Here is a 25,220-nt window from a genome sequence, read left to right on the forward strand (position 1 = left end):
CCGCGAGACCACCCACCGGGCAGCAACCACCAACGCCCCTCGGCCCACGCCCACCACGACCCCTGGAAACCCGCATGGTAGGGAAAACCCCCTACCCAACACGGTGCCCGCCCTCATGGTGTCGCGGCCTCCCCCCGGCCCACGCTTGACCCATGACAGCCCGCATCGCAGAACGGACGACCTCGATGGCCACGGAATACGGATCCGAGCGCCGGGAGCACTTCCTTCCCGCGGCTCTGCGCGCGCCGCTCGAAGGGCGGACCTGGCGGGAGTTCTGCTATCTGCTGCTGAGCCTGCCGATCAGCATCGTCTTCTTCACCTTCGCCATCACGGCCGTCTCGCTCGGCGCGGGCATGCTCATCACCTTCCTCGGGATCCCGATCCTGGCCGCCGGTCTGGCCGGGTGCCGCGGGCTCGGGGCGATGGAGCGGGCCCGGGCGCGGGGGCTGTTGCGGCTCGACGTCGGGGACCCCGCGCCCGTCCGGGCCCGTACGAACGGGCTGATGTCCTGGGTCGGCGCGGTCCTCAAGAGCGGGGCGTCCTGGCGGCATCTCGTCTACGCCCTGCTGCACTTCCCGTGGGCGACCTTCGCCTTCGTCGTCTCGGTCACCTTCTGGGTCAACGGCTGGGCCCTGCTGACGTATCCGCTGTGGCACTGGACCTTCCCCCGTTACCTCGACGAGTCGGGTATCTCGCTCTACGGCGACAGCGACGGCAACCACTTCTATCTCGACACCCCGTTCGAGATCGGCTCCACCGCCGCCGTCGGCCTGGTGCTCGTCCTCGCGACCCCCTGGCTGATCCGCGGCCTCGCCTCGGTCGACCGGGTCATGGTCACGGGGCTGCTCGGCCCCTCCTCGCTCGACACCCGTGTCGTCGAGCTGGAGTCGGACCGCGGCGTGGTCGTCGACACCGCGGCCGCCGATCTGCGGCGTATCGAGCGCGATCTGCACGACGGGGCCCAGGCCCGCCTCGTCGCGCTCGCCATGGATCTGGGGCTCGCCAAGGAGAAGCTGGCCGAGGATCCGGACGCGGCCGCCCGCATGGTGGACGAGGCGCACGGCGAGGTGAAGGTGGCTCTGCAGGAGCTGCGCGATCTGGCGCGCGGGATCCATCCCGCCGTACTGACCGACCGCGGGCTCGACGCCGCGCTCTCCGCCGTCGCGTCCCGCTGCACTGTCCCGGTGACGGTCGAGGTGGATCTGCCCTCCAGGCCCGCCCCCGCCATCGAGGGCATCGCCTACTTCACCGTCTCCGAGCTGCTGCAGAACATCAGCAAGCACGCGCAGGCCGGCCGCGCCACGGTCGACGTCTGGCGCTCTCAGGACCGGCTGATGCTGCAGGTCACCGACGACGGCCGGGGCGGCGCCGACCTCTCCGGCGGCAGCGGTCTCGCGGGCCTGGCGGAACGGCTGGACGCGGTCGACGGGATCCTGGCCCTCGACTCCCCGGCCGGCGGTCCGACGACGGTGACCGCCGAGCTCCCCTGGCGCGGCTGAGCCGGCCCGGCGCCGAAACCGGCCCCCGGCGGCCCCCTCCGGCACCGGCCGCGACACGGGCCCCGGCCGGATGACACCGCCGCCCCACACCTGGCCGCACTGCGACCCCGGCGCCACACGCCCGTACGCCCCCAATTCCGTCGATTCCCCCAGCTTGGGCCCACTCCCGTCCCAATACTGGGATGCTGGAAGGCGCAGGGGTGGGAAGCAGATCGACATGGGGGCTTCAGGGTCGTGGAGGACAGGGTGCGGGTGGTCATCGCCGAGGATTCAGTGCTGCTTCGGGAGGGCCTGACCCGGTTGCTGACCGACCGCGGGCACGATGTCGTGGCCGGCGTGGGAGACGCGGACGCGCTGATCAAGACAGTCGGCGATCTCGCCGCGCAGGAGTCGCTGCCCGATGTGGTGGTCGCCGACGTGCGGATGCCGCCCACTCATACGGATGAGGGCGTACGCGCGGCGGTGCGGCTGCGCCGGGACCATCCCGGGATCGGGGTGCTGGTCCTTTCGCAGTACGTGGAGGAGCAGTACGCGACCGAGCTGCTCGCGGGCAGCAGCCGCGGCGTCGGCTATCTGCTCAAGGACCGGGTGGCCGAGGTGCGGGAATTCGTGGACGCCGTGGTGCGGGTGGCCCGGGGCGGCACCGCGCTGGACCCCGAGGTCGTAGCACAGCTGCTGGGCCGGAGCCGCAAGCAGGATGTGCTGGCCAATCTCACCCCGCGCGAGCGCGAGGTCCTGGGTCTGATGGCCGAGGGGCGTACGAATTCAGCGATCGCCAAACAGCTGGTGGTGAGCGACGGCGCGGTGGAGAAGCATGTCAGCAACATCTTTCTGAAGCTCGGGCTGTCCCCCAGTGACGGGGATCACCGGCGTGTACTGGCGGTGTTGACCTACCTGAACTCGTAATTGGCTGACACTCTGTCAGATGTTGAGCCGGTCATTAGTCCCAGAACCGAAGTATGGATGGGGAGCGTCTTTCAGAAAGAACCCGGGGGGCGAACAAAACATGGCAAACAAGGGCGTCGGGACATCTCAAAGTAGTGCCCGACATGTGAGCGGTCCAGGGAAGGCCATCCTTACCGACGTAGGGTGGCTAGTGGGACGGCCGGAGGGCCGACCGGGCCCGAGCCGCCGCCTCGAGGGAGGTCCAGTTCAGTGACCAGCCAGGTCAGTAGCCCAGCCGAGCAGGCCGATGAGGCCAATGACGAGGCCAATGAGGCTCTTGTCGGGGAACAGCGCAAGCCCGCCGGCGAGAAGGAAATCCGCCGACTGGACCGGGTGATCATTCGTTTTGCGGGTGACTCCGGTGACGGTATGCAGCTCACGGGTGACCGGTTCACCTCGGAGACGGCGTCGTTCGGGAACGACCTGTCCACGCTGCCGAACTTCCCCGCCGAGATCCGCGCCCCCGCCGGCACCCTGCCCGGGGTCTCCAGCTTCCAGCTCCACTTCGCCGACCACGACATCCTCACGCCCGGCGACGCACCGAACGTGCTCGTCGCGATGAACCCGGCCGCCTTGAAGGCCAACATCGACGACGTGCCCCGCGGCGGCGAGATCATCGTCAACACCGACGAATTCGCCAAGCGCGCGATGGCCAAGGTCGGCTACGACACCAGCCCGCTGGAGGACGGCTCGCTGGACGGCTACCACGTCCACCCCGTCCCCCTCACCACGCTGACCATCGAGGCGCTCAAGGACTTCGGGCTGTCCCGCAAGGAAGCCGAACGCTCCAAGAACATGTTCGCGCTCGGGCTGCTGTCGTGGATGTATCACCGGCCGACCGAGGGCACCGAGACGTTCCTGCGGTCCAAGTTCGCCAAGAAGCCCACCATCGCCGAGGCGAACATCGCCGCCTTCCGCGCCGGCTGGAACTTCGGCGAGACCACCGAGGACTTCGCCGTCTCCTACGAGGTCGCCCCGGCCAGCACCGCCTTCCCCACCGGCACCTACCGCAACATCTCCGGCAACCTCGCCCTCTCCTACGGGCTCGTTGCCGCAAGCAAGCAGGCCGACCTGCCCCTCTACCTGGGCTCCTATCCGATCACCCCGGCCTCCGACATCCTGCACGAACTGTCCAAGCACAAGAACTTCGGCGTGCGGACCTTCCAGGCCGAGGACGAGATCGCCGGCATCGGTGCCGCGCTGGGAGCCGCCTTCGGCGGCGCGCTGGCCGTCACCACCACCTCCGGCCCCGGTGTCGCCCTGAAGTCGGAGACGATCGGGCTCGCCGTCTCCCTCGAGCTGCCGCTGCTGGTGGTGGACATCCAGCGCGGCGGTCCCTCCACCGGTCTGCCGACCAAGACCGAGCAGGCCGACCTGCTGCAGGCCATGTACGGCCGCAACGGCGAGGCGCCGGTGCCGATCGTCGCCCCCAAGACTCCGGCGGACTGTTTCGACGCGGCGCTGGAGGCGGCCCGGATCGCGATCACCTACCGCACCCCGGTCTTCCTGCTCTCCGACGGCTACCTCGCCAACGGCTCCGAGCCCTGGCGCATCCCCGACATCGACGAACTGCCCGACCTGAGGGTCCAGTTCGCGCAGGGCCCCAACCACACCCTCGCCGATGGCACCGAGGTGTTCTGGCCCTACAAGCGTGACCCCAAGACCCTGGCACGGCCGTGGGCGGTGCCCGGCACGCCGGGGCTTGAGCACCGGATCGGCGGCATCGAGAAGCAGGACGGCTCCGGCAACATCTCCTACGACCCGTCCAATCACGACCTGATGGTCCGCACCCGCCAGGCCAAGATCGACGGCATCGAGGTCCCCGACCTCACCGTCGACGACCCGCACAGCGCGACCACCCTGGTGCTCGGCTGGGGATCCACCTACGGCCCCATCACCGCCGCCGTACGCCGCCTGCGCACCGCCGGCATCCCCATCGCGCAGGCCCATCTGCGCAACCTCAACCCGTTCCCGAGGAATCTGGGAGAGGTTCTGGGGCGTTACGAGAAGGTAGTGGTACCGGAGATGAATCTCGGCCAGCTCGCCGCCCTGGTCCGGGCGAAGTATCTGGTCGACGCGCACAGCTACAACCAGGTCAACGGCATGCCGTTCAAGGCCGAGCAGCTCGCCACGGCTCTCAAGGAGGCCATCAATGACTGAGGCGCTCTCGCTGGTGCCCAAGGCCGAGGCCAAGCAGTCCATGAAGGACTTCAAGTCCGATCAGGAAGTGCGCTGGTGCCCGGGCTGCGGTGACTACGCGATCCTCGCCGCCGTGCAGGGCTTCATGCCCGAACTCGGCCTGGCGAAGGAGAACATCGTCTTCGTCTCCGGAATCGGCTGCTCCTCCCGCTTCCCGTACTACATGAACACCTACGGGATGCACTCCATCCACGGTCGCGCGCCCGCCATCGCCACCGGACTCGCCTCCTCCCGCCGCGACCTGTCCGTCTGGGTCGTCACCGGCGACGGCGACGCCCTGTCCATCGGCGGCAACCACCTCATCCACGCCCTGCGCCGCAACGTCAACCTGAAGATCCTGCTCTTCAACAACCGGATCTACGGTCTGACGAAGGGCCAGTACAGCCCGACCTCCGAAGTCGGCAAGATCACCAAGTCGACGCCGATGGGTTCCCTGGACGCGCCGTTCAACCCGGTATCGCTGGCCCTCGGCGCCGAGGCGTCCTTCGTGGCGCGCACCATCGACTCCGACCGCAAACACCTCACCGAGGTGCTGCGCCAGGCAGCCGACCACCAGGGCACCGCCCTCATCGAGATCTACCAGAACTGCAACATCTTCAACGACGGCGCCTTCGACGCCCTCAAGGACAAGCAGCAGGCGCAGGAAGCGGTCATCCGCCTGGAACACGGGCAGCCGATCCGCTTCGGCACGGACAACGACAAGGGCGTCGTACGGGACGCGGCCACCGGCGACCTCAAGGTCGTGCACGTCACCGCCGACAACGAGTCGCAGATCCTCGTCCACGACGCGCACAACCCGAGTCCGACCACGGCCTTCGCGCTGTCCCGGCTCGCCGACCCCGACACCCTGCACCACACCCCCATCGGGGTGCTGCGCAGCGTTGAGCGGCCGGTGTACGACATCCAGATGTCCGACCAGCTCGACTCCGCCATCGAGCAGAACGGCAAGGGCGACCTCGCCGCACTGCTCGCCGGCAACGACACCTGGACCGTCGTCGGCTGACCTGTCGCCGAACCGCCCGAGGCCCGGATCTCCCGTCAGGAGGTCCGGGCTTCGTCGTATGCCGTACGCGCCGCGAGCACCTCGTCCGTCCGCTTCTCCGTCCAGCGGGCAAGGCCCCACACCTGCTCGGCGGCCTCCTTGCCGAGCTCGGTCAGCGAATAGTCGACGCGCGGCGGGATCACCGGCTTGGCATCGCGGTGCACAAATCCGTCGCGCTCCAGGGTCTGCAAGGTCTGGGCGAGCATCTTCTCGCTGACGCCGCCGACCTCGCGGCGCAGCTCGCTGAAGCGGTACGAGCGCTCCAGCAGGGCGGCGAGAACGAGCACACCCCAGCGGCTGGTGACGTGCTCAAGGATCAGACGCGAGGGGCACATCGCGTGATTGACGTCGGGGTCTCTCCTTACGGCCATGCCAGTACCTTACTTCAAAGTGGGTACTTTCCTCCAGTTAGTGCACACCCTAGGGTGAGCTCTGGAATCGCGCCGAACAAGGAGAAATCACCCATGCGCATCGTCGTCACCGGAGCAACCGGAGCCCTTGGCCGTCTCGTCATCGACGAGCTGCTCGCCACCGTCCCCGCAGATCAGCTCGTGGCCGTCGTCCGCAACAAGGAGAAGGCCGCCGATCTCGCGGCCCGCGGCATCGACCTGCGTATCGCCGACTACAGCGCGCCCGAGACGCTGGCCGGAGCCTTCGGCGCCGGTGACCGCGTGCTGCTGATCTCCGGCAGCGAGGTCGGTCAGCGAGTGGAGCAGCACGCCGCCGTGATCGTGGCCGCGAAGGCGGCGGGCGTCGCGCAGTTCGCGTACACCAGCGTGCTGGGCGGACCCGACGCCGACTTCCAGCTGGCCGCCGAGCACCAGGCCACCGAGCAGGCGATCCTGGACTCCGGGCTGCCGTACACCTTCCTGCGGAACGGCTGGTACACCGAGAACTACACCGAGCACCTCGCCCCCGCCCTGGAGCACAGCGCCGTCGTCGCCAGCGCCGGTGAGGGCCGTATCGCCTCGGCCGCCCGCGCCGACTACGCCGCCGCCGCGGCTGCCGTGCTGACCGGCGACGGCCACCAGGGCAAGGCCTACGAACTGAGCGGCGACGTCGCCTGGTCCTTCACGGAGTACGCCGCCGAGCTCTCGCGGCAGACCGGCCGGACGATCACGTACAACAACGTCCCGGCCGATGCGCACCTGGAGATCCTGACGGGCGCGGGCCTGCCCGAGCCGCTCGCCGAGGTCTTCGTCGATGTCGACGCGGCGATCGGGCGCGGGCTGCTCGCGGGTACGACGGGCGACCTGGCGCGGTTGACGGGCCGCCCCACGACGCCGCTCGCCGACTCGGTGGCCGCGGCGCTCGCCACCGTATGAACCCCCATGACCTCGTGTGGCGGACCAAGGTCCGTCATGACCGTATAGCGATACGGACATGACAGCCCGCCCCTGCGCCGCGTACCTTCGTCGTGGTGATGCGCGCAGGGGCGGGAGGGGCCAGTGAAGTCCGACGGTGAACAGCGGGCAGGACTGCTGTACGGGATCGGTGCCTACGGAATGTGGGGCCTGGTTCCGCTTTTCTGGCCACTTCTGAAGCCGTCCGGAGCGATGGAGATCCTCGCCCACCGGATGGTCTGGTCGCTGGCCGTCGTCGGCATCGCGCTGGTGGTGCTGAAGCGCTGGGGCTGGGTGCGGGAGCTGATACGTCAGCCCCGCAAGCTGGCGCTCATCGCCGTCGCCGCTGCGGTGATCACCGTCAACTGGGGTCTCTACATCTGGTCCGTGAACTCCGGCCACGTCGTCGAGGCCTCGCTCGGCTACTTCATCAACCCGCTGGTCACCATCGCGATGGGCGTCCTGCTGCTCAAGGAGCGGCTGCGTCCGGCGCAGTGGGCGGCCGTCGGCACCGGCTTCGCCGCGGTGCTGGTGCTGGCGATCGGCTACGGGCAGCCGCCGTGGATCTCACTGACGCTGGCCTTCTCTTTCGCGACGTACGGGCTGGTCAAGAAGAAGGTCAACATCGGCGGTCTCGAGTCGCTCGCCGCCGAGACCGCGATCCAGTTCCTCCCGGCGCTCGGCTTTCTGCTCTGGCTGGGGGCGGACGGTTCCGCCTCCTTCGGCTCGCACGGCGCGGGCCATACGGCGCTGCTCGCCGCGACGGGTGTCGTGACGGCGGTGCCGCTGGTCTGCTTCGGCGCGGCGGCGATCCGGGTGCCGCTCTCCACGCTGGGGCTGCTGCAGTATCTGGCGCCGGTCTTCCAGTTCCTGCTGGGGATCCTGTACTTCCACGAGGCGATGCCCGCCGAGCGGTGGGCGGGCTTCGCGCTGGTGTGGCTGGCGCTGACCTGCCTGACGTGGGACGCGCTGCGGACAGCACGGCGTACGAAGGCGGAGGCGCTGCGGCTGGCCGCCGCGGCCCCCGCGGCCGAACCCGCCGGGGCTCCGCCACGGACCCCGCTCCTCAATCGCCGGACGGGCTGATCAGGCCACCCCGAGGGCGTCGGTGACCTTGCCCATCACGGCCTTCCAGTGCGCCCGCTGCCGCTCGCGTTCCTCGGCGTCCGCGAGATGTTCCTGGTGGAAGCGGAGCACGGTCCTGCCATCGCCGGGCGATGAGACCGCGACCTGGAGGGTGGTCGTGCCGTACGTCAGCCGGACCCGGTCACCGGGCCGGTAGCTGCGCACCTCGCCCGCGATGCCGTCCCCGGTCTCGTACGACTCCCCCTTCTCGGTGGGCAGTTGGACACCCTTGCCGAGCCAGAGGGCGACACCCTCGGGACCGGCGATGAAGTCCCACACGGTGGACACGGGCAGCGGCAGCGTCTTCGACACTCCGATCTCCCAGCCGGCGTCCTGGGTCAGTCCTGTCGGCATGACGCTTTCTCCCTCTGTGTGGCGGACGCGATGTGCCCTGGCCTTGCTGCGGTTGCCGCACCGTTCCATCGCGCACCAGCGGCGGCGGCCCGGGCGGGAGGTGTCGACGAAGAGCAGGTAGCAGTTGTGCGCGCCGCATTCGCGGATGCGGTGTGCGTACGGACCGGTCAGGAGGTCCACCGCATCGCGTGCCACCGCCGACAGCAGCTGGGTGCCGGTGGCCCCGGGTGCCCAGTCGCGGCCGCCCCGGTCGGTGATCCGGGGGGCGAGCGGGGTCTGCGCCGCGGCCTTGTTGACCACGGCCAGATCGGCGGGGCTCAGCGCGCCGCCGTGTGCCCGGCCGGCGATCAGCCGCCACAGGGCATCCCGGAGCACACGGGCAGCCGCCACCTCGTCGGGCGCGACGACCGGCTCAAGACCGTCGGGCAGCCGGCTCTCGCCCGCCCAGCGCACCAGGTCTGCGGGCTCATGCAGCACCTCGTACCGGGCGAACGCGCCGGGTCCTCCGGTCGCCAGCAGCTCAAGGCAGAGCGCACCGGGGTCGAAACGAAAGGGACGCCCTTCCGGCGGATGCAGGGTCAGTCCCCTTGCAGGCTCGCTCATGTAACCACTATAAGTGGTTACATGAAACTGCACTGGAAAGTTGTCGTCGATACGTCCGACCCGCATGCGCAGGCGGACTTCTGGGCCGAGGCCCTCGGCTACGAGGTGGAGGACCACAGCGCCCTCATCGAGCGGCTGCGCGGATACGGGCAGTTGCCGGAAGGCTCGACGATCCAGTCGCACGGCCGGGACGCCTGGCTCGATTACGCCGCCGTCCGGCATCCGGACGACCCCTTCGACCAGGACAACGGGGTGGGACTCGGGCACAGGCTCCTCTTCCAGCGTGTACCGGAGAAGAAGACGACCAAGAACCGGCTCCATCTCGACCTGCACGTGGGCGCGGAACGCCGCGAGGCGGAGGTTGCACGGCTGGAGGGCCTGGGGGCGCGGGTGCTCTATCACGCCGACGAACCGGGGGGCGTGTGGACGACGATGGCCGACCCGGAAGGCAATGAGTTCTGCGTCGAATAGCGGAGTGGTGAACCAGCCTCCTACTCCGGCTCGTTCCAGGTGAAGGACGCCAGCCCCTCACACTCCTCTTCGGCATCCGCCCACCGGCGGCGTACCCGCCGTGCGCCCAGCGCGATGAGACCGACCAGCAGGCCCGTCACGCCCACCGTGACGAACGCGGCCACGATGCCGACGCGCAGGAACATCTCGCCGAAGAACGTCAGGATGAGGAACGGATCCAGGTTCATACGGTCAGCTTGCGGCTCAGCGGCGTCTCCGGCTCCTGGCCTGCGGTTCCGTACGTGAACAGCGCCGCGGTATTGGCCATTCCGTAACCCCGCACCGTCCGGCATGCGAACACCACTGACCGGTTTCCGCCCTTGACGGTGAGTCAAACTCTCGCTGAACTCTCAGCACGTACTGCGCACCAACAGCTCCAGCGCCCCGGGACCCGCCATCCCGGGGCGTCTCGCACGTTCCGTCCTGCCCCCGTTCGGAATTCGGAGCCCCCACACATGAACCTGTCCATACCAAGACGCACGGCCGCGGCCGCCGCGCTCGCCCTTGCCGGGCTGCTCGTATCCGCCGCGCCCGCAGCGACCGCCGCACCGGCGCCCGCGCTCGCCGCCCCCGACATACCCCTCGCCAACGTCAAGGCGCACCTGACCGAGCTCCAGTCGATCGCCACGGCCAACGGCGGCAACCGCGCGCACGGCCGCACCGGCTACAAGGCATCCATCGACTACGTGAAGGCCAAGCTGGACGCGGCCGGATTCACCACGTCCCTCCAGCAGTTCACCTCCAGCGGCGCCACCGGCTACAACCTGATAGCCGACTGGCCGGGCGGAGACGCCAACCAGGTACTGATGGCCGGCTCCCACCTCGACTCGGTCTCGGCCGGACCCGGCATCAACGACAACGGCTCCGGCTCGGCAGCCGTCCTGGAGACCGCGCTCGCCGTCTCCCGCGCTCAGTTCAAGCCGGAGAAGCACCTGCGCTTCGGCTGGTGGGGTGCGGAGGAACTGGGCCTGGTCGGGTCGAAGTACTACGTCAACAACCTGCCCAGCGCGGAGCGTTCGAAGATCTCCGGCTATCTCAACTTCGACATGATCGGCTCCCCGAATCCCGGCTACTTCGTCTACGACGACGACCCGGCGATCGAGAAGACCTTCAAGGACTACTTCGCGGGACTGAACATCCCCACGGAGATCGAGACCGAGGGCGACGGCCGCTCCGACCACGCGCCGTTCAAGAACGCGGGCGTGCCGGTCGGCGGCCTGTTCACCGGCGCCGACTACACCAAGACGGCGGCCCAGGCCCAGAAGTGGGGCGGCACGGCCGGTCAGGCCTTCGACCGCTGCTACCACTCCTCCTGCGACACGACCGCGAACATCAACGACACCGCACTGGACCGCAACAGCGACGCGATCGCGCACGCGATCTGGACCCTGTCCGCCGGGACGACCAGCCCGGGCACCGTCTTCGAGAACACCGCTGACGTCTCCATCCCGGACAACGGCGCCGCGGTCACCTCCTCGGTCACCGTCACCGGCCGCACGGGCAACGCCCCGAGCACCCTCAAGGTCGGCGTGGACATCATCCACACCTGGCGCGGCGACCTGGTCGTCGACCTGCTCGCCCCGGACGGAACGGTCTACAACCTGAAGCCGTTCAGCTCCTCCGACTCGGCGGACAACGTCCAGACCACCTACACCGTCAACGCCGCCTCCGAGGTCGCCAACGGCACCTGGAAGCTCCGCGTCCAGGACAAGGCAGCCCAGGACTCCGGCTACATCAACAGCTTCAAGGTCACCTTCTGAGAGGTCCCGACGACTGCCACCCCCCACAGACTGCATGCGTGTGCATATACTTGCGCACGCATGCAGTCATCTTCGGACGCGCAAGGGGAAGAGCCCATGACCCGGAAGTTCCTGTTCCTGCTGGGCAGCAGCCGCACCGGCGGCAACACCGAGACGCTGGCCCGCCTGGCCGCCGAACAGCTTCCGGCCGGGGCCGAGCAGCGCTGGCTGCGGCTGTCCGAGCTCCCGGTGCCCGAGTTCGAGGACCTGCGCCACGAGGGCGATGGCAGCTACCCCGCGCCCACCGGGCATGCCGCGACGCTCCTTGACGCCACGCTGGAGGCGACCGACCTCGTCATCGCGTCCCCGCTGTACTGGTACAGCGTGTCCACCAGCACCAAGAGGTACCTCGACCACTGGTCGGGCTGGCTGCGCGTACCGGGCGTGGACTTCAGGGCACGGATGACCGGGCGCACCCTGTGGGGTGTGACCTCATACGCCAGCACTGCCGACAAGGCGGAGCCGCTGATCGGAACCCTGCGCAACACCGCGGAGTTCATGGGCATGCGCTTCGCAGGCGTCCTGCTCGGAAACGGCACCCGGCCGGGTCAGGTGGAGAGCGACACGGACGCGACCGCCCGGGCCAAGGAGTTCTTCACCCGCTGACACTCGACTATGCGGTGATGTCCTTCGCGGTGAAGCGCGCCCACGCCGCCGACCCGAACACCGCCGCGTACACCCCCTGCAGACCGAGGTTCTTCAGCACCTCGTCCCAGTACACGGGCTCCCGCAGCAGATCCGCGAACGACAGCCAGTAGTGCGGGAAGAGATACGGATGGATCCCGTGCAGCTGCGGGATCGTGTCCAGGATCTGCACGGTGATCAGCAGTCCGACCGTCGTCGCCATCGCCGCGATGCCGCTGCCCGTCAGGGTCGAGACGAACAGACCCAGTGCCGCGATACCGGTCAGCGACGCGGCGACGACGACGGCGATCAGCCCGGCCCGCAGCAGCCCGTCACCGAACGAGATGCGGGTGCCGGAGATCGTCGTGACATCGCCGAGCGGGAAGAGCAGCGCCCCGACGGCGAGCGCGGACGCTGCCACGACCAGGGTCGCGACCAGACAGAAGGCGCAGGTCGTGGCGTACTTGGCGAGCAGCAGCCGGGTCCGTCCGGCCGGGGCGACCAACAGATAACGCAGGGTGCCGGAGTTCGCCTCGCCCGCGATCGCATCGCCCGCGACGACCCCGATCGCCATCGGGAGGAAGACGGGCAGGGTCGCGGCGAGCGCGGCGAAGACCAGGAACAGCCCGTTGTTGGTGATCTGCGCGATGAACGCGGGCCCCTGCCCACCGCCGCCGCCGGCCGGCCCGCCGTCGCTCGTCTCGATCTTGACGGCGATGCCGATCAGTACGGGAACGGCGGCCAGCACACCCAGCAGGGCGAGCGTGCGCCAGCGCCGCAGTGTGGTGGTCAGCTCGGAGCGGAAGAGGCCGAGTGTCCACAGCGGGCTGCTCGTCCTTTCGCCCGCGGCGCGTACGAGCGTGTCAGCCTGCGACATCGAAGCCCTCCCCGGTCAGCGCGACGAAGGCGTCCTCGAGCGATGCGCGCTCGATGCCGAAGCCCCGCACCCGTACGCCTGCCCGGACCAGCGCCGCGTTGAGCTCCGCGAGGTCCTTCGCAGGTGCTGCGGGCGGGTCTCCTGTCACCCGCTCGTCGGTGACGGTCAGATCGGTCACGCCCTGCTCCTTGAGAATGCGCGCGGCATCGGCCGGGTCGGGCGTGGTGACCACCAGCCGCCCGCGCGCGCCCGCCGCGAGATCGGCTACCGGTCCCTGGATGAGCAGCCGCCCCTGGGCCATCACCGCCACATGCGAACACACCTGCTCGATCTCGTCGAGGAGATGGGAGGAGAGAAAGACGGTGGTCCCGTCCGCGGCCAACTCCCGTACCAGCGACCGGATTTCACGCATCCCCTGCGGGTCGAGGCCGTTGGTCGGCTCGTCGAGCACCAGCAGTTTCCGCGGCTGCAGCAGCGCGGCAGCGAGCCCGAGCCGCTGTTTCATTCCGAGGGAGTACGCCTTGGCCTTCTTGCCCGCGGCCGATGTGAGCCCGACCCGGTCCAGGGCACCTGCGACGCGGGTGCGCCGGGTGCGCGGATCGGCGCTGGGGTCGGCGGAGTCGTAGCGCAGCAGATTGTCCCGGCCACTCAGGAACCCGTACAGCGCGGGCCCCTCGATCAGCGCGCCCACCTGCGGCAGCACGGTGCGCACGGCGCGCGGCATGGGCTTGCCGAGGACCGTGGCGCTGCCCGCGGTCGGCTCGATGAGCCCCATCAGCATCCGGATGGTGGTGGTCTTGCCGGAGCCGTTGGGGCCGAGGAACCCGAAGACGCTGCCGCCGGGCACGCTGAGATCCAGCCCGTCGACGGCCAACTGGCCGCCCGGGTACCGCTTGGTGAGCCCGCGCGTCTCGATGACGGCTGTCATTCCGGTCCCCGTTCGCTCGGTCCAACGGTCCGCCCCACCGTATGGAGCGTACGGCGGGGCGGACGGTGAACGCGTGTCGTGTTGTTACTTGCCCTCGTTCGCGGCCTTCACGAGCGTGTCCTTGGTCACGGCGCCGACGTAGACCGTGCCGTCGTCCGTCACCAGGGCATTGATCAGGCGGGTCTTGAAGACCGTGCCGGAGCCGAACTTCCCGTCGACCTTGTCGCCGAGCGCGTCCAGGAACTTGCTTGCCTCCGGCGGGACGTCGCCGCCCTTCGGGGCGCTGAGGCCCTGGCCGCCGGGCACCTCGATCTTCGCGATGGAGGTCCAGCCCTCACCGATGACGTTCAGACCCTTGAAGTCCTCCGAACCCTTGAAGTCCTTCGGGCCCTTGAAGTCCTCGTGGTTCTTGAAGTCCTCGTGGTTCTTGGCGCCCTTGCCCTTCTCCAGCTCGTCGCCCTCGGTCACCTTCGCGCCCTTGGGCGGGCTGAAGTCGAACGTGGACGCGGCCGGCTTGGAGAAGTCGACCTTGGTGAAGCCCGCGTCGATCACGGCCTTGCCGCCGCTGGTCGAGCTGAGCGTGAACTTGAGCGGCACGCCGTTCTTCGCGTCCACCGCGATCTTGATCGAGCCGATCGTCGAACCGCTCTGCTTGGGCTTGATGACCAGCTGGTAGGCATCGCGGCCGGCCACCCGCGCCGTACCCCCGACGGTCACCGAAGTGGTGTCGTCCGCGGCCTTCAGCGCCTCGTCGGCGAACTCCTTTGGCGTGGTCGGCAGGTCCTTCGGCGGCGTGCGGTCCTTGCCGTCCGCCGTGCCCGCGTCCTTGGAGTGGAAGGCTTCGTTCGATGCGCTGTCGTACGCCCAGACCTCGTCGCCGTTGTGGATCAGGCTGTACTCGGCGGCGTTCTCCAGAATCGACACCTTCGCCCTGTCCGGGCCGTCGGCCGCGACGCGCAGGGTGTGCGAGCCGGAGGCCAGCTCCATCAGCTTGCTCTCGGGAGCGGCGGACGAGCCGTCGCCCTTCGCGTCCCCGCCCTTGGGGCCGAAGGAGCCGCCGCCCAGGCCGGCGAGGCCGCCCAACGGAAGGCCGAGGTCCGTGTTGATCTTCACGGTGCCGGAGAGCTGCTGGGTTTCCGACGCGGCCATCTTCTCGATGAGTTGCTGCGCGGTGATCTTCGGCAGATCGGGGTCACCGGAGGCAGCGAGCGCCGGGACGAGCCCGATGGTCGCCGCCGCCACCCCGGCCACCGCGACCGGGACGATGTAGCGCGCTGCCTTGCGGCGGCCCGCTGCGAGGTCCTCGGCCTCTTCGGTGGTCTGTGCGCTGTCGTTCGGTGCCATGGTGTGCCCTACCTCCGTGGTTGGTCAGGGTGGCGCTGTTCAACTGAGTCCATCTGACCAAATCGGGCGAACAGAAGCGTCAGACCGCGGGAGCAACTTGGCGTACTGCTCTGGGATGACAGTAGGACGCGGCGCCTCCCCCAACCAGTAGGGGAAGCGCCGCAAGCCCTGTTGGGGACGGGTTACTTCTGGATGAAGACGTAGTCCGCCCCGTAGGGGACGCCGACGACAGCTCCCTTCTCGCAGCTGCCGGCCGGGGCCACGCCGCCCACGGTGTTCAGCCGGAAGATCTCCTGAGTGTTCGCCAACAGCCCCCGCTTCTTGCCGGACTGGGTCGCCTGAAGGTCCAGCTCGGCGATGTTCCTGTCGCCGTTCGGGGTCTTGCTGATCAGCTTGCCGGTGACGGCGCTGTGGTCCGGCGCGATCCACTGCGGCGTACCGGAGTTGGGGGCGACGAAGGAGTGGGCGATGTTCCCGCCGAGGACGGCGCGCACATCGCGCTGCTGGAAGGAGAGCGTGCCGTCGTCGCCCTTCTTGCACTCGTAGATCTGCTTGCCCTTGACCACGGAGGCCTGGACGTTGTCGAGGGCGTCGGCGAAGGTGAACGAGCCGGTCACCTTGTGGAACTGGCCGCGGACGGCGCCGCCAGGGAACTGCGCGGTGTGCAGGTTGGCGTAGAAGCCGTTCGGGTCGGCCTTGAAGGCGTCGAGCACGGCCTTGTCCTTGACCTTCACCGTGCCGGCGACCGCGCCGGTCCAGCCCTTCGCCTTGGTCTTGCCCTTGGTGAGCAGCTCCGTGAAGTCGATCTTGATGCCGCCATTGGTGCCCTTGGCGCCCTGGTGGATGTGGAGGGCGGTCGGCTTGTCGGTACCGCGGAACTTCACGGCGACGGACACCTTGTCCCCCTTGACCTTCACAAACTCCAGCGCGGCGCCGTCGCGGTCACCGACGGCGGGTCCGCCTTGTACCGGCACCTCGTTCGCGCCGTTCAGGCTGGAGACGAAGAGGGAGGCACCGCTGTCCGAGCCGCTGCCGCCGCTCTGGACCGAGATGCTCGCGCCGCTGTCCCCGTGGCCCGCGTGGCCGGCGGTGGAGCTCTTGCTGTCGGCGAAGGCCGGCATCACGGCGAGCGTGACACCCGCGGCGGCGGCGACGGCGGTGGTACCGACAAGCAGGACCTTGTTTCGCTTCATTCTGAAATCTCCCCGTACTGGCGCCGACGCCCGATGCGTCGGCTTCCGGGCATGAGTACGGAGTGGATCCGAGATTGGACTCAATCCAAGAATGAGACCTGCGTCACATGCTGCGGATTGATCCCGGAGCGGGCCGCGGCCGTGGTATTGGGCCTGTCAAAGGGGTTCTGTCAGGGGTGGCGGCGCGTCGAGGATGGGGGCGCGTCAGCGATGGGCCTGTCAGCCCGCGCGGTGGACCACCGCGTCGCAGAGCTCCTCCAGGGCGGCCTTCGCATAGCACTCGGGCAGCGGGGCGAGCATCGCCCGCGCGTCCTCCGCGTACCGCACGGTGTCCTTGCGGGCCTGCTCGAGGGCCGGGTGGACGCGCAGCCGGTGCAGCACCTCGGCATGCCGTCCGTCGTCGCTGAGGTCGCTGTCGAGCAGCGCGACCAGCTCCAGGTCGTCGGGGCGGCCGTACTGCTCGGCCTGCGCCCTCAGATGCAGCACGGGCAGCGTCGGGATGCCCTCGCGCAGGTCGGTGCCCGGGGTCTTGCCGGACTCGTGCGAGTCGCTGGCGATGTCGAGCACGTCGTCGGCGAGCTGGAACGCGATGCCGAGCCGCTCCCCGTACTGGGTGAGGATGTCGACCACCGATTCGGGGGCGCCGGACATCATCGCGCCGAACCGCCCGGAGACGGCGACCAGCGAACCGGTCTTGCCGGCCATCACGTCGAGGTAGTGGTCGACCGGGTCGCGGCCGTCGCGCGGTCCCGCCGTCTCCAGGATCTGGCCGGTGACCAGTCGCTCGAAGGCCTCGGCCTGGATGCGTACGGCCTCGGGGCCCAGGTCGGCCAGAATGTGCGAGGCCCGCGCGAACAGGAAGTCGCCGGTCAGGACCGCCACGGAGTTGCCCCAGCGGACGTTGGCGCTGTCCACGCCGCGCCGCACGTCGGCCTCGTCCATCACATCGTCGTGGTACAGCGTCGCGAGATGCGTGAGCTCGACGACCACGGCCGAGGGCACGACACCCGGCGCGTATGGATCACCGAACTGGGCCGCGAGCATCACCAGCAGCGGCCGGAAGCGCTTTCCCCCGGCGCGTACAAGATGCTGTGCCGCCTCCGTGATGAAGGGCACCTCGCTCTTGGTGGCATCGAGCAGTCCCGCCTCGACAGCCGCCAATCCGGTCTGGACATCGGCCTCAAGAGCCTGGTCCCGCACGCTCAGCCCGAACGGCCCGACGACGGTCACGAGGGGATCTCCTGTCTGCTGACGGTCACGCGGATTGTCGATGTGTCGCTGGATTCACTCAAGTCAGCGTATCCGGTCGCCTTTCGATCACCATGGGCGCCTTCCCGCCACCGCCGGTATGTTCGTGATCATCTGATACGACATCGAGTGAACCTTTTGCCAGGAAGCTCCTGCCATGCGCATCCGCACCGATTTCCCGTACGAGACCGCCCACGAGGACGTCCGGATCGCCCTCAAGGACGGCACACGGCTGTACGCGCGGGTCTGGCGGCCGCTCACCGACGAGCCTGTCCCCGCCCTGCTCGAATATGTGCCGTTCCGGCTGAGCGACTGGACCGCGCCGCGCGACCGGCAGCGCCACCCCTGGTACGCGGGCCACGGCTACGCCTCCGTTCGGGTCGATGTGCGCGGGCACGGCAACAGCGAGGGCCTGCCCGGCGACGCGTACGACGCGACCGAGGCCGCCGACGGGGTCGAGGTGATCAACTGGCTCGCCGGGCAGCCCTGGTGCACGGGCCGGGTCGGCATGTTCGGGATCTCCTGGGGCGGCACCGACGCCCTGCGGATCGCGGCCCTCGCGCCCGAGCCGCTGAAGGCGGTCGTCACGGTCTGCTCGACCGACGACCGCTACGACAACGACGCGTACTACATGGGCGGTTCGGTCCTCGCCGGCGGTATGCCCGCCTGGGCCGCGACCCTGCTGGCCTTCACCGCCCGGCCGCCCGACCCGCTCCACGTCGGCGACGAATGGCGCGAGCTGTGGCTGAAGCGGCTGGAGGCCGTCGGCCCCTTCATCCACACCTGGCTCGCCCACCAGATCCGCGACGACTACTGGAAGCAGGGCAGCGTCCGCGAGAACCACGCCGCCGTCGATGCCGCGGTCCTCGCGGTGGGCGGCTGGCACGATCCGTACCGGGACGCGGTGCTGCGCCTGGTCGAGCAGCTGCCGCCCGACCGTGTACGGGGCCTGATCGGCCCGTGGCCGCACGAGTACCCCGACCGGGGCCGCCCGCCGGGACCGGCGATCGGCTTCCTCCAGGAGACGCTCCGCTGGTGGGACCACTGGCTGAAGGGCAGGGACACCGGCATCATGACCGAGCCCCTGCTGCGGTCCTGGATCAGCGACTCGCACCGGCCCGCCACGGTCTACTCCGAGCTGCCCGGGCGCTGGGCCGGCGAAGCCGCCTGGCCCTCGCCCCACATCAGCTCCGTTCCGTACGCGCTGGAGGGCGGGCCGGTGATCGTCGACTCGCCGCAGCACACCGGCCTGGACGCCGGCCGCTTCCTCCCCACAGGCAACGACGCCGACCTGCCGCCCGACCAGCGCGACGAGGACGCCCGCTCGGCCTGCTTCGAATTCCCGGTCACCGGCGACCCGGTCGAGATCCTGGGCCGCCCCCGGGTCACCCTGCGGCTGCGCCTGGACGTGCCCCACGGCCAGGCGGTCGCCCGCCTCTGCGACGTCGCTCCGGACGGCTCCTCCACCCTCGTAACCCGCGGCGTGCTGAGCCTCTCCGCCCGGCACGGCCGCGAGCGCGCGGCCGCCTGGCCGCCCGGCACGACCGAGGACGTGGCCTTCGAGCTGAACGGCATCGGCCATACCTTCCCGCCGGGCCACCGGATCCGGCTCGCCGTCTCCTCCGCGTACTGGCCCTGGATCTGGCCCCACAGCGGCTCCGCGGGCTTCACCCTCGATCCGGCGGGCTCCCGCCTGGAGCTCCCCGTACGCGAGCCCGGCGCGGGCGCGTCGGACAAGATCATCTTCGAGGAGCCGGAACAGTCCGAGCCGCTCGGCGTCAGCTCGCCCGTGACACTCGACGAACCGAGGCCCGGGCGGCTGGTGACCCGCGATGTCGCCCAGGGCGAGTGGCGCGTCGAGATCGACCCGCGCCACGGCGCCACACTCGTTCATCCGGACGGCCTGGAGTACACGGAGGACGCCCTGGAGACGTACACGATCCGCGAGCGGGACCCCCACTCCGCGCACACCCGCTCCACCTGGACGATCCGGCTGCACCGGCCGGAGCTGGCCTGGGACGTACGGATCGAGACACGCTCCGAAGTCAGCTGCGACGCGGCCGACTTCATCACCTCGGACGAGGTGGTGTGCCGGGACGGCCACGAGATCGTCTTCCACCGCACCTGGGAGCAGCGGATCCCGCGTACGGCCGGGTGAACAGGCCGGGCGGGCGACCTGCCTCGACGGGGCGACGTCCACGTAACGTGTCACCCACACCCGTGGAAAGCGAGGCAAGCACCGATGCCCGAGCAGAGCCCGCTCGATCTGGCCGAGGGCGATCCCTTCGGCCCGCACAACCTCCCGTACGGCGTTTTCACCACGGCCGACGAGCCCGGCCGCCGGCGGCTCGGCGTCCGCATCGGCAGCCATGTGCTCGACGCCGGGGCCGCGGCCCACACCCTCGGCTCCCCCTACGCCGCGCTGCTGGCGCAGCCGAGCCTCAATCCGCTGCTCGCCGCGGGCCGCACCGCCTGGCGCGATGTGCGCCGCGCGCTCACCGCCTGGGTCACGGTGCCCGCCCACCGGGCGGACATAGAGCCGCTGCTGCACCCGCTCGACTCGGTCACGCTGCACCTCCCGTACGAGGTCGCCGACTACGTCGACTTCTACGCGAGCGAGCACCACGCCACCAACGTCGGCAAGATCTTCCGGCCGGACGGGGACGCGCTCACCCCCAACTGGAAGCACCTGCCCATCGGTTACCACGGCCGGTCCGGCACCGTCGTCGTCTCCGGCACGGATGTGGTGCGTCCCTCGGGCCAGCGCAAGACCCCCGCGGACGCCGCCCCCGTCTTCGGCGCCTCCGTCAAGCTCGACATCGAGGCGGAGGTCGGCTTCCTCGTCGGCACCCCCTCCGAGCTGGGCACTCCCGTGCCGCTCGGGGACTTCCGCGAGCATGTCTTCGGTCTCTCGCTCCTCAACGACTGGTCGGCGCGTGACATCCAGGCCTGGGAGTACGTCCCGCTCGGCCCGTTCCTCGGCAAGTCCTTCGCCACGTCCGTCTCCGCCTGGGTGACCCCCCTGGAGGCCCTCGACGCGGCGCGGACCGCCCCGCCCGCCCGGGACTTCGATCTGCTGCCCTACCTCGACGACTCCGCCGAGGACGAGCCGGGCGGCTTCGACGTACGCATCACGGTGGCGATCAACGGCCATGTGGTCTCCGAACCGCCGTTCGCGACGATGTACTGGACGGCCGCCCAGCAGCTGGCCCACATGACGGTCAACGGCGCCTCGCTGCGTACGGGCGACCTCTTCGGCTCCGGCACGGTCAGCGGGCCCGAGGTCCACCAGCGCGGGTCGCTCCTCGAACTCACCTGGAACGGCCGGGACGTGCTCGAACTCCCGGAGGGCAAGCGGACCTTCCTGGAGGACGGCGACGTGGTGACGATGACCGCGTGGGCACCTGGCCCGGACGGTACCCGGGTTGGCCTGGGCGACGTGACGGGCCGGATTGCGGCGAGCGCTGCGCAGTGACCGAACTCACCCTGCCCGAGGAGCTGTTGCTGCTCGCTCTCGACCCCGTGACGGGCCGCCGGCATTGCAGCAGGAGCTACCTCCAGTGCGGACTGGCCGGCGCCGCCCTCGCCGAGCTGGAGCTCCAGGGCAGGGTCGCCGAGACACGCGGCAAAGTGACGGTGGTCAATCCGCTGCCGCCGCAGGACCGGCTGTCGGCGCAGATACTGGCGAGCCTCCCGGCCCCGGGCACCAGCCGGTTCGGCGACGGCGTACGCGCCCGGCCCTGGGTCAGGCGGGCCGGGCGGCACGTCGAGGAGTTGTGCCTGCACCACCTGGTGGGACGCGGTGTGCTGCGGGTGGAGACCCATCGCTTCCTGGGCATCTTCCCGTACCGCCGGTATCCCGCGGCGGAGGACTGGTCCACCGCGGCCCGTGGGCGCTACGCCCAGTCGGTGTGGGCCGGCTTCCCGGACCGCCGCAGCCGGCTGCTGGCCGCCTTCACCGCGGCGATCGGCATCGCCAAGGTGCTCCATCCGAGATTCGAGTCGTGGCGGGGGCGAGGCGTACTGCGCGTTCTCGTGCGGGAGCAATGGGCTCCGTACGCGGTGCACCGCGCCGTACAGCAGGACAAGAAGTCGAGCAGCAGCAGTATCAGCTTCGGGGGCGACGGGGGCGGGGGCGACTGAAGCCCCGGGTGGCAGATCTTTCCCGCTGACCCGCATCACCGCAGGTCAGCGGGACGCTCCCGAGACCGCCGAGTGGCGCAACACTCTGGCAACACCACCGTCGGCACAGCGTCGGTATGGTCCGTCGCATGCCAGCCGAACGTATCCGTGAGCACACCGTGCCGGTCGCCGCCGCCCGGCGGCGGCGGCGGCGCGCGGACCAGGCGCGGCAGCTCGCCGACCTGCTGCGCCACCAGGTGCGTACGGGCGGCTTCCCCCGCGGAGTGCTGCCGCTGGAGGGCGCGATCGGCGACGACTACCGCGTTTCGCGCAACACGGTCCGGCAGGCGCTGGATCTGCTTCGTACCGAAGGTCTCGTCGAGCGGCAGCCCGGCGTCGGCACCGTCGTGGTGTCCGAGAAGTACTCGCACGGCCTGGACCGGCTGCAGGGCCTCGCCGAGACCCTGCACGAACACGGCGACGTCACCAACGAAGTCCGTACGGTCGGTCCCGTCCCCGCGCCCGCACCCGTGGCCCGGCGACTCGGCCTCGCGGAGCACACCGACGTGCTCTACATCGAACGGCTGCGCCGGCTGAACGGCCTGCCCCTCTCCCTCGACCTCACCTACATCCCGATGGACATCGGCGCCGGGCTGATCGGCTGCGACCTGGAGCACACCGATGTGTTCCGGCTGCTGGAAACGCTGACCGGACAGCCGCTGGGCAAGGCCGAGATCACTCTGGAGGCCGTCAACGCCGACGCGCACTCCGCCGCCGTGCTCGAAGCCCCGCGCGGCGCAGCCGTGCTCATGCTGGAACGGCTCACCCACCTCTCCGACGGACGCCCCGTGGACCTGGAGTTCATCCGCTTCCGCGGCGACCGCATCACCATGAGCGGGCTGCTCCACCGCTCTCTCTGACCCTCACCCCGCACCCCTCTCCTGGAGACAGCCATGCCTTTGGCGCCCCAGCGGGCCGACGTGCCCGTGACCATCGACGAGTCGAAGTGCATCGACGGCTGCACCCTCTGCGTCGACATGTGCCCGCTCGACTCCCTTGCGATCAACCCGGACAGCGGCAAGGCGTACATGCACGTGGACGAGTGCTGGTACTGCGGCCCGTGCGCGGCCCGGTGTCCCACGGACGCGGTCACGGTCAACATGCCCTATCTGCTCCGCTGAGAGGTACGAACTCCCATGTCACGCAAGCCAGTTGTGTTCCTCGCCGCCGCCCTGCTGCTGCCGCTGACTGCCTGCGGCGGCAACGCGAACGCGGGCGACTCCGACACGGTCACCGTCACCGTCGGTTACCAGTCCAAGACCATCAACACCGTCACGGCCGGGACGCTGCTCCGCTCGCTCGGCTACTTCGAGCACGAGCTCGCCGCCCGCGGCAAGCGTGAGGGCGTCACGTACAAGGTGAAGTGGCAGGACTACGCCACGGGCGCGCCGATCACCGCGCAGATGACCGCCGGGAAGATCGACATCGGCTCGATGGGCGACTTCCCGCTGCTCATCAACGCCGCCCGCGGCAAGCAGCTGAACCGGCCGACGAGGCTCGTCTCCGTCACCGGATACAACCTGCGCGGCGGCCTCAACACCATTGTCACGGCGCCCGGTTCGAAGCTGGCATCGCTGGGTGACCTGCGCGGCAAGAAGGTCTCCACGAGCATCGGCTCGGCGGCGGACGGGACTTTGGTACGGGCGCTCCAGCGGGCGGACATCGACCCGGAAAGGGACATCCGCAAGCTCAACCAGCAGCCCGCGGTGGGTGCCTCGGCACTCCAGGCGGGGAGCACGGACGCCCTGTCGCAGTTCGTGGCCTGGCCGGGGCTGCTCGCCTTCCAGGGCCGCGCGCAGGCGCTGTACGACGGGGCGGAGCTGAACCTTCCGACCTTCCACGGAGTCACTGTGCGTGAGGACTTCGCGAAGAAGCGGCCCGCGGTGCTCGAGGACTTCCTGCGCGCCCAGGCCGACGCGACGGACTATCTGAACAAGCAGCCCGTCGCGGCCGCGGAGTCGGTTGCCAAGGCGACCGGACTGCCGCCCGAGGTCGTCTACCTCTACAACGGCCCGAACGGCATCTCCACCTTCGGCCCCGCCCTGCAGCCCGCGCTGGTGGACGCACTGAAGAAGGACGTGCCGGTGCTGAAGTCGGCGAAGCTCGTCGGCGACGTGAATGTGGACGCCTTCGTCGACGAGCAGTATGTGAAGCGGGCGCTGGGCGACGGCTATGCGAAGGCGCTCGCGGCGGCCTCGAAGACCGCGAAGAGCGAGGTGTGGCTCAAGAACGGGACCACGCGGTCCTTCGCCACTCCGGCAGAGCTGCTGAGCAACGTCGCCACCCAGCAGGGCCAGGTGCGGGCCGCGTACGTCCCCGACGCCACGACCGGCACGCTCTGGTTCGCGGACAAGGCGGTGTGGGTGGCGGACGGCGCGAAGCTGCTGCCCTTCGTGACCCGGTCCGCCGCGGCCGCCTACGCCTCGGGGCACCCAGGCGCTCGTACCGTCCCCTACGCCGAAGCCCTGAAGCAGGCCTCATGACCGCGCGTCATGCCCTGCGCGTCCTCTCGCTCGCGGCGGCGCTCGGACTGTGGCAGCTGCTGACCGAGTTCGACATCAACCTGTGGCTGCGCTTCGAACAGTTCCCGACAGTCGTCGATGTGGCACGGGAGTTCGGGGAACGGATCGGCAGCGGCCCGTACTGGCAGGACCTGACCGACAGCCTCACCCGCATCGTCACCGGCTTCGCGCTGGCGGCGGTCGCGGGTGTGGCCGTCGGCACGGCCATCGCCCGCTCCCGCCTGGCGGCGGACCTGCTCGGCCCGGTCCTCGAAGTCCTGCGCCCCATCCCGGCGATCGCGCTGGTGCCGGTGGCGATCCTGCTCTTCCCCAGCAATGAGCAGGGCATCGTCTTCATCACCTTCACTGCGGCGTTCTTCCCGGTCATGGTCTCCACCCGGCACGCGGTGCGCGCCCTGACCCCGGTCTGGGAGGAGGCAGTCCTCACGATGGGCGCCGGCCGGTGGCGCGTACTGGGCTCGGTGGTCCTGCCGGGGGCGCTGCCCGGGATCCTCGGCGGGCTGTCGGTGGGTATCGGCGTCTCGTGGATCTGCGTGATCTCTGCGGAGATGATCTCCGGGGAGTACGGGGTGGGTTACCGCACCTGGCAGGACTACACGGTGGTCGACTACCCGGGCGTCTTCGTGGGGATGGCGACGATCGGCGTGCTGGGCTGGCTGACGTCGACGGCGGTGGAGCTGGCGGGGCGGAGGGTGACGCGGTGGCTCCCGCGCACGGAGCACGTCCCGGCGACCGGCGGAGTCCGCCGGGCCCGGGTCCGCGGTGCGGGACTTTCCCCCACCCCGCCCCTTCCCGTAACTGGGGCTCCGCCCCAAACCCCGCTCCTCAAACGCCGGAGGGGCTGAAAGGCCGACCCGAACCCACCGCCCGCCCCACGGCACCA

24 protein-coding genes and 1 pseudogene are annotated in these 25,220 nt (G+C 69.8%); 16 read left to right on the top strand and 9 right to left on the bottom strand.

From position 1 onward, the window contains the following. Positions 1-185 precede the first annotated feature (185 nt). From ABZS64_RS06675 to ABZS64_RS06690, 4 genes are all read left to right on the top strand, one after another. The gene (locus tag ABZS64_RS06675; RefSeq protein WP_355824129.1) at positions 186-1,499 is read left to right on the top strand and encodes a sensor domain-containing protein; all 1,314 of its coding nucleotides are present in this window, start codon (positions 186-188) and stop codon (positions 1,497-1,499) included. Between the two features lie 246 nt (positions 1,500-1,745). Beyond that, positions 1,746-2,405, top strand: a complete 660-nt coding sequence (locus ABZS64_RS06680) for a response regulator transcription factor (RefSeq protein ID WP_355824131.1) — start codon at positions 1,746-1,748, stop codon at positions 2,403-2,405. Between the two features lie 249 nt (positions 2,406-2,654). Then, a complete protein-coding gene (locus ABZS64_RS06685) occupies positions 2,655-4,604 on the top strand; it encodes a 2-oxoacid:acceptor oxidoreductase subunit alpha (RefSeq protein WP_355824018.1) in 1,950 nt (649 codons plus the stop codon). Then, positions 4,597-5,646 carry a 2-oxoacid:ferredoxin oxidoreductase subunit beta gene (locus ABZS64_RS06690; protein WP_355824021.1) on the top strand — a complete coding sequence of 350 codons (1,050 nt, stop codon included), beginning with the start codon at positions 4,597-4,599 and terminating at the stop codon, positions 5,644-5,646. Before ABZS64_RS06685 ends, ABZS64_RS06690 begins: the two co-directional genes overlap by 8 nt. Positions 5,647-5,681: 35 nt before the next feature. Here the strand turns inward: ABZS64_RS06690 and ABZS64_RS06695 are convergent, their stop codons facing one another. Then, a complete protein-coding gene (locus tag ABZS64_RS06695) occupies positions 5,682-6,056 on the bottom strand; it encodes a helix-turn-helix domain-containing protein (protein WP_355824024.1) in 375 nt (124 codons plus the stop codon). A 93-nt stretch (positions 6,057-6,149) separates the two neighbouring features. Between ABZS64_RS06695 and ABZS64_RS06700 the strand changes: the two genes are divergently transcribed. Both ABZS64_RS06700 and rarD read left to right on the top strand, forming a co-directional pair. Further along, positions 6,150-7,010, top strand: a complete 861-nt coding sequence (locus ABZS64_RS06700; protein ID WP_355824027.1) for an SDR family oxidoreductase — start codon at positions 6,150-6,152, stop codon at positions 7,008-7,010. Positions 7,011-7,133: 123 nt separating this feature from the next. Further along, positions 7,134-8,114 carry an EamA family transporter RarD gene (gene rarD / locus ABZS64_RS06705; protein ID WP_355824030.1) on the top strand — a complete coding sequence of 327 codons (981 nt, stop codon included), beginning with the start codon at positions 7,134-7,136 and terminating at the stop codon, positions 8,112-8,114. Here the strand turns inward: rarD and ABZS64_RS06710 are convergent, their stop codons facing one another. Together ABZS64_RS06710 and ABZS64_RS06715 are read right to left on the bottom strand one after the other, a co-directional pair. After that, a complete protein-coding gene (locus ABZS64_RS06710; RefSeq protein WP_355824134.1) occupies positions 8,115-8,507 on the bottom strand; it encodes an SRPBCC domain-containing protein in 393 nt (130 codons plus the stop codon). It abuts the gene before it with no gap. Between the two features lie 21 nt (positions 8,508-8,528). Then, a pseudogene (locus ABZS64_RS06715) lies at positions 8,529-9,110 on the bottom strand (ABATE domain-containing protein); the annotation flags it as partial. A 21-nt stretch (positions 9,111-9,131) separates the two neighbouring features. On the opposite strand from ABZS64_RS06715, the gene ABZS64_RS06720 reads away from it, so the two are divergent. Beyond that, positions 9,132-9,581, top strand: coding sequence for a VOC family protein (locus ABZS64_RS06720; protein ID WP_355824033.1), 450 nt, complete (start codon positions 9,132-9,134; stop codon positions 9,579-9,581). A gap of 20 nt (positions 9,582-9,601) precedes the next feature. On the opposite strand, the gene ABZS64_RS06725 is transcribed toward ABZS64_RS06720, so the two are convergent. Then, positions 9,602-9,808: a hypothetical protein gene (locus ABZS64_RS06725; RefSeq protein WP_355824036.1), complete on the bottom strand. Its 207-nt coding sequence runs from the start codon at positions 9,806-9,808 to the stop codon at positions 9,602-9,604. Between the two features lie 267 nt (positions 9,809-10,075). Here ABZS64_RS06725 and ABZS64_RS06730 point away from each other — a divergent pair, with 267 nt between their 5' ends. Together ABZS64_RS06730 and ABZS64_RS06735 are read left to right on the top strand one after the other, a co-directional pair. After that, positions 10,076-11,380 (top strand): M28 family metallopeptidase, encoded by a 1,305-nt coding sequence (locus tag ABZS64_RS06730; RefSeq protein WP_355824039.1) that lies wholly within the window; start codon positions 10,076-10,078, stop codon positions 11,378-11,380. A 96-nt stretch (positions 11,381-11,476) separates the two neighbouring features. Then, positions 11,477-12,025, top strand: coding sequence for an NAD(P)H-dependent oxidoreductase (locus tag ABZS64_RS06735; RefSeq protein ID WP_355824041.1), 549 nt, complete (start codon positions 11,477-11,479; stop codon positions 12,023-12,025). Between the two features lie 7 nt (positions 12,026-12,032). On the opposite strand, the gene ABZS64_RS06740 is transcribed toward ABZS64_RS06735, so the two are convergent. From ABZS64_RS06740 to ABZS64_RS06760, 5 genes are all read right to left on the bottom strand, one after another. Beyond that, positions 12,033-12,920 (bottom strand): ABC transporter permease, encoded by an 888-nt coding sequence (locus tag ABZS64_RS06740; protein WP_355824044.1) that lies wholly within the window; start codon positions 12,918-12,920, stop codon positions 12,033-12,035. Beyond that, positions 12,907-13,848: an ABC transporter ATP-binding protein gene (locus ABZS64_RS06745; RefSeq protein WP_355824046.1), complete on the bottom strand. Its 942-nt coding sequence runs from the start codon at positions 13,846-13,848 to the stop codon at positions 12,907-12,909. Before ABZS64_RS06745 ends, ABZS64_RS06740 begins: the two co-directional genes overlap by 14 nt. 84 nt (positions 13,849-13,932) lie before the next feature. Further along, positions 13,933-15,192, bottom strand: coding sequence for a DUF2092 domain-containing protein (locus tag ABZS64_RS06750; protein ID WP_355824050.1), 1,260 nt, complete (start codon positions 15,190-15,192; stop codon positions 13,933-13,935). Positions 15,193-15,374: 182 nt separating this feature from the next. Continuing rightward, positions 15,375-16,385: a CHRD domain-containing protein gene (locus ABZS64_RS06755; RefSeq protein ID WP_355824053.1), complete on the bottom strand. Its 1,011-nt coding sequence runs from the start codon at positions 16,383-16,385 to the stop codon at positions 15,375-15,377. A gap of 219 nt (positions 16,386-16,604) precedes the next feature. After that, a complete protein-coding gene (locus ABZS64_RS06760) occupies positions 16,605-17,615 on the bottom strand; it encodes a polyprenyl synthetase family protein (protein ID WP_355824055.1) in 1,011 nt (336 codons plus the stop codon). 175 nt (positions 17,616-17,790) lie between these two features. On the opposite strand from ABZS64_RS06760, the gene ABZS64_RS06765 reads away from it, so the two are divergent. The 7 genes from ABZS64_RS06765 (at position 17,791) to ABZS64_RS06795 (ending at position 25,182) form a co-directional block, all read left to right on the top strand. Continuing rightward, positions 17,791-19,791 carry a CocE/NonD family hydrolase gene (locus ABZS64_RS06765; RefSeq protein WP_355824058.1) on the top strand — a complete coding sequence of 667 codons (2,001 nt, stop codon included), beginning with the start codon at positions 17,791-17,793 and terminating at the stop codon, positions 19,789-19,791. Between the two features lie 84 nt (positions 19,792-19,875). Next, positions 19,876-21,108 (top strand): fumarylacetoacetase, encoded by a 1,233-nt coding sequence (gene fahA / locus ABZS64_RS06770; RefSeq protein ID WP_355824060.1) that lies wholly within the window; start codon positions 19,876-19,878, stop codon positions 21,106-21,108. Beyond that, positions 21,105-21,776: a GPP34 family phosphoprotein gene (locus ABZS64_RS06775; protein WP_355824063.1), complete on the top strand. Its 672-nt coding sequence runs from the start codon at positions 21,105-21,107 to the stop codon at positions 21,774-21,776. Before fahA ends, ABZS64_RS06775 begins: the two co-directional genes overlap by 4 nt. Positions 21,777-21,904: 128 nt before the next feature. Beyond that, positions 21,905-22,675, top strand: coding sequence for a GntR family transcriptional regulator (locus ABZS64_RS06780; protein ID WP_355824065.1), 771 nt, complete (start codon positions 21,905-21,907; stop codon positions 22,673-22,675). A 33-nt stretch (positions 22,676-22,708) separates the two neighbouring features. Next, a complete protein-coding gene (locus tag ABZS64_RS06785; RefSeq protein ID WP_266479325.1) occupies positions 22,709-22,936 on the top strand; it encodes a ferredoxin family protein in 228 nt (75 codons plus the stop codon). Between the two features lie 15 nt (positions 22,937-22,951). Continuing rightward, a complete protein-coding gene (locus ABZS64_RS06790; RefSeq protein WP_355824068.1) occupies positions 22,952-24,298 on the top strand; it encodes an ABC transporter substrate-binding protein in 1,347 nt (448 codons plus the stop codon). Continuing rightward, the gene (locus tag ABZS64_RS06795; protein WP_355824070.1) at positions 24,295-25,182 is read left to right on the top strand and encodes an ABC transporter permease; all 888 of its coding nucleotides are present in this window, start codon (positions 24,295-24,297) and stop codon (positions 25,180-25,182) included. Before ABZS64_RS06790 ends, ABZS64_RS06795 begins: the two co-directional genes overlap by 4 nt. The last annotated feature ends 38 nt before the right edge of the window (positions 25,183-25,220 follow it).

Source organism: Streptomyces sp. NPDC005408 (genome assembly GCF_040606445.1).
Classification (GTDB): domain Bacteria; phylum Actinomycetota; class Actinomycetes; order Streptomycetales; family Streptomycetaceae; genus Streptomyces.

Excerpts from the sequence above, each read along its gene's own strand:
- ABZS64_RS06700 (WP_355824027.1), top strand. The coding sequence starts at position 6,150 with ATGCGCATCGTCGTCACCGGAGCAACCGGAGCCCTTGGCCGTCTCGTC.
- ABZS64_RS06735 (WP_355824041.1), top strand. The coding sequence starts at position 11,477 with ATGACCCGGAAGTTCCTGTTCCTGCTGGGCAGCAGCCGCACCGGCGGC.
- ABZS64_RS06720 (WP_355824033.1), top strand. The coding sequence starts at position 9,132 with ATGAAACTGCACTGGAAAGTTGTCGTCGATACGTCCGACCCGCATGCG.
- ABZS64_RS06710 (WP_355824134.1), bottom strand. The coding sequence starts at position 8,507 with ATGCCGACAGGACTGACCCAGGACGCCGGCTGGGAGATCGGAGTGTCG.
- ABZS64_RS06790 (WP_355824068.1), top strand. The coding sequence starts at position 22,952 with ATGTCACGCAAGCCAGTTGTGTTCCTCGCCGCCGCCCTGCTGCTGCCG.
- ABZS64_RS06755 (WP_355824053.1), bottom strand. The coding sequence starts at position 16,385 with ATGAAGCGAAACAAGGTCCTGCTTGTCGGTACCACCGCCGTCGCCGCC.
- ABZS64_RS06780 (WP_355824065.1), top strand. The coding sequence starts at position 21,905 with ATGCCAGCCGAACGTATCCGTGAGCACACCGTGCCGGTCGCCGCCGCC.
- ABZS64_RS06695 (WP_355824024.1), bottom strand. The coding sequence starts at position 6,056 with ATGGCCGTAAGGAGAGACCCCGACGTCAATCACGCGATGTGCCCCTCG.
- ABZS64_RS06725 (WP_355824036.1), bottom strand. The coding sequence starts at position 9,808 with ATGAACCTGGATCCGTTCCTCATCCTGACGTTCTTCGGCGAGATGTTC.
- ABZS64_RS06750 (WP_355824050.1), bottom strand. The coding sequence starts at position 15,192 with ATGGCACCGAACGACAGCGCACAGACCACCGAAGAGGCCGAGGACCTC.
- ABZS64_RS06675 (WP_355824129.1), top strand. The coding sequence starts at position 186 with ATGGCCACGGAATACGGATCCGAGCGCCGGGAGCACTTCCTTCCCGCG.
- ABZS64_RS06765 (WP_355824058.1), top strand. The coding sequence starts at position 17,791 with ATGCGCATCCGCACCGATTTCCCGTACGAGACCGCCCACGAGGACGTC.
- ABZS64_RS06730 (WP_355824039.1), top strand. The coding sequence starts at position 10,076 with ATGAACCTGTCCATACCAAGACGCACGGCCGCGGCCGCCGCGCTCGCC.
- ABZS64_RS06795 (WP_355824070.1), top strand. The coding sequence starts at position 24,295 with ATGACCGCGCGTCATGCCCTGCGCGTCCTCTCGCTCGCGGCGGCGCTC.
- ABZS64_RS06785 (WP_266479325.1), top strand. The coding sequence starts at position 22,709 with ATGCCTTTGGCGCCCCAGCGGGCCGACGTGCCCGTGACCATCGACGAG.
- ABZS64_RS06740 (WP_355824044.1), bottom strand. The coding sequence starts at position 12,920 with ATGTCGCAGGCTGACACGCTCGTACGCGCCGCGGGCGAAAGGACGAGC.
- fahA (WP_355824060.1), top strand. The coding sequence starts at position 19,876 with ATGCCCGAGCAGAGCCCGCTCGATCTGGCCGAGGGCGATCCCTTCGGC.
- ABZS64_RS06690 (WP_355824021.1), top strand. The coding sequence starts at position 4,597 with ATGACTGAGGCGCTCTCGCTGGTGCCCAAGGCCGAGGCCAAGCAGTCC.
- ABZS64_RS06745 (WP_355824046.1), bottom strand. The coding sequence starts at position 13,848 with ATGACAGCCGTCATCGAGACGCGCGGGCTCACCAAGCGGTACCCGGGC.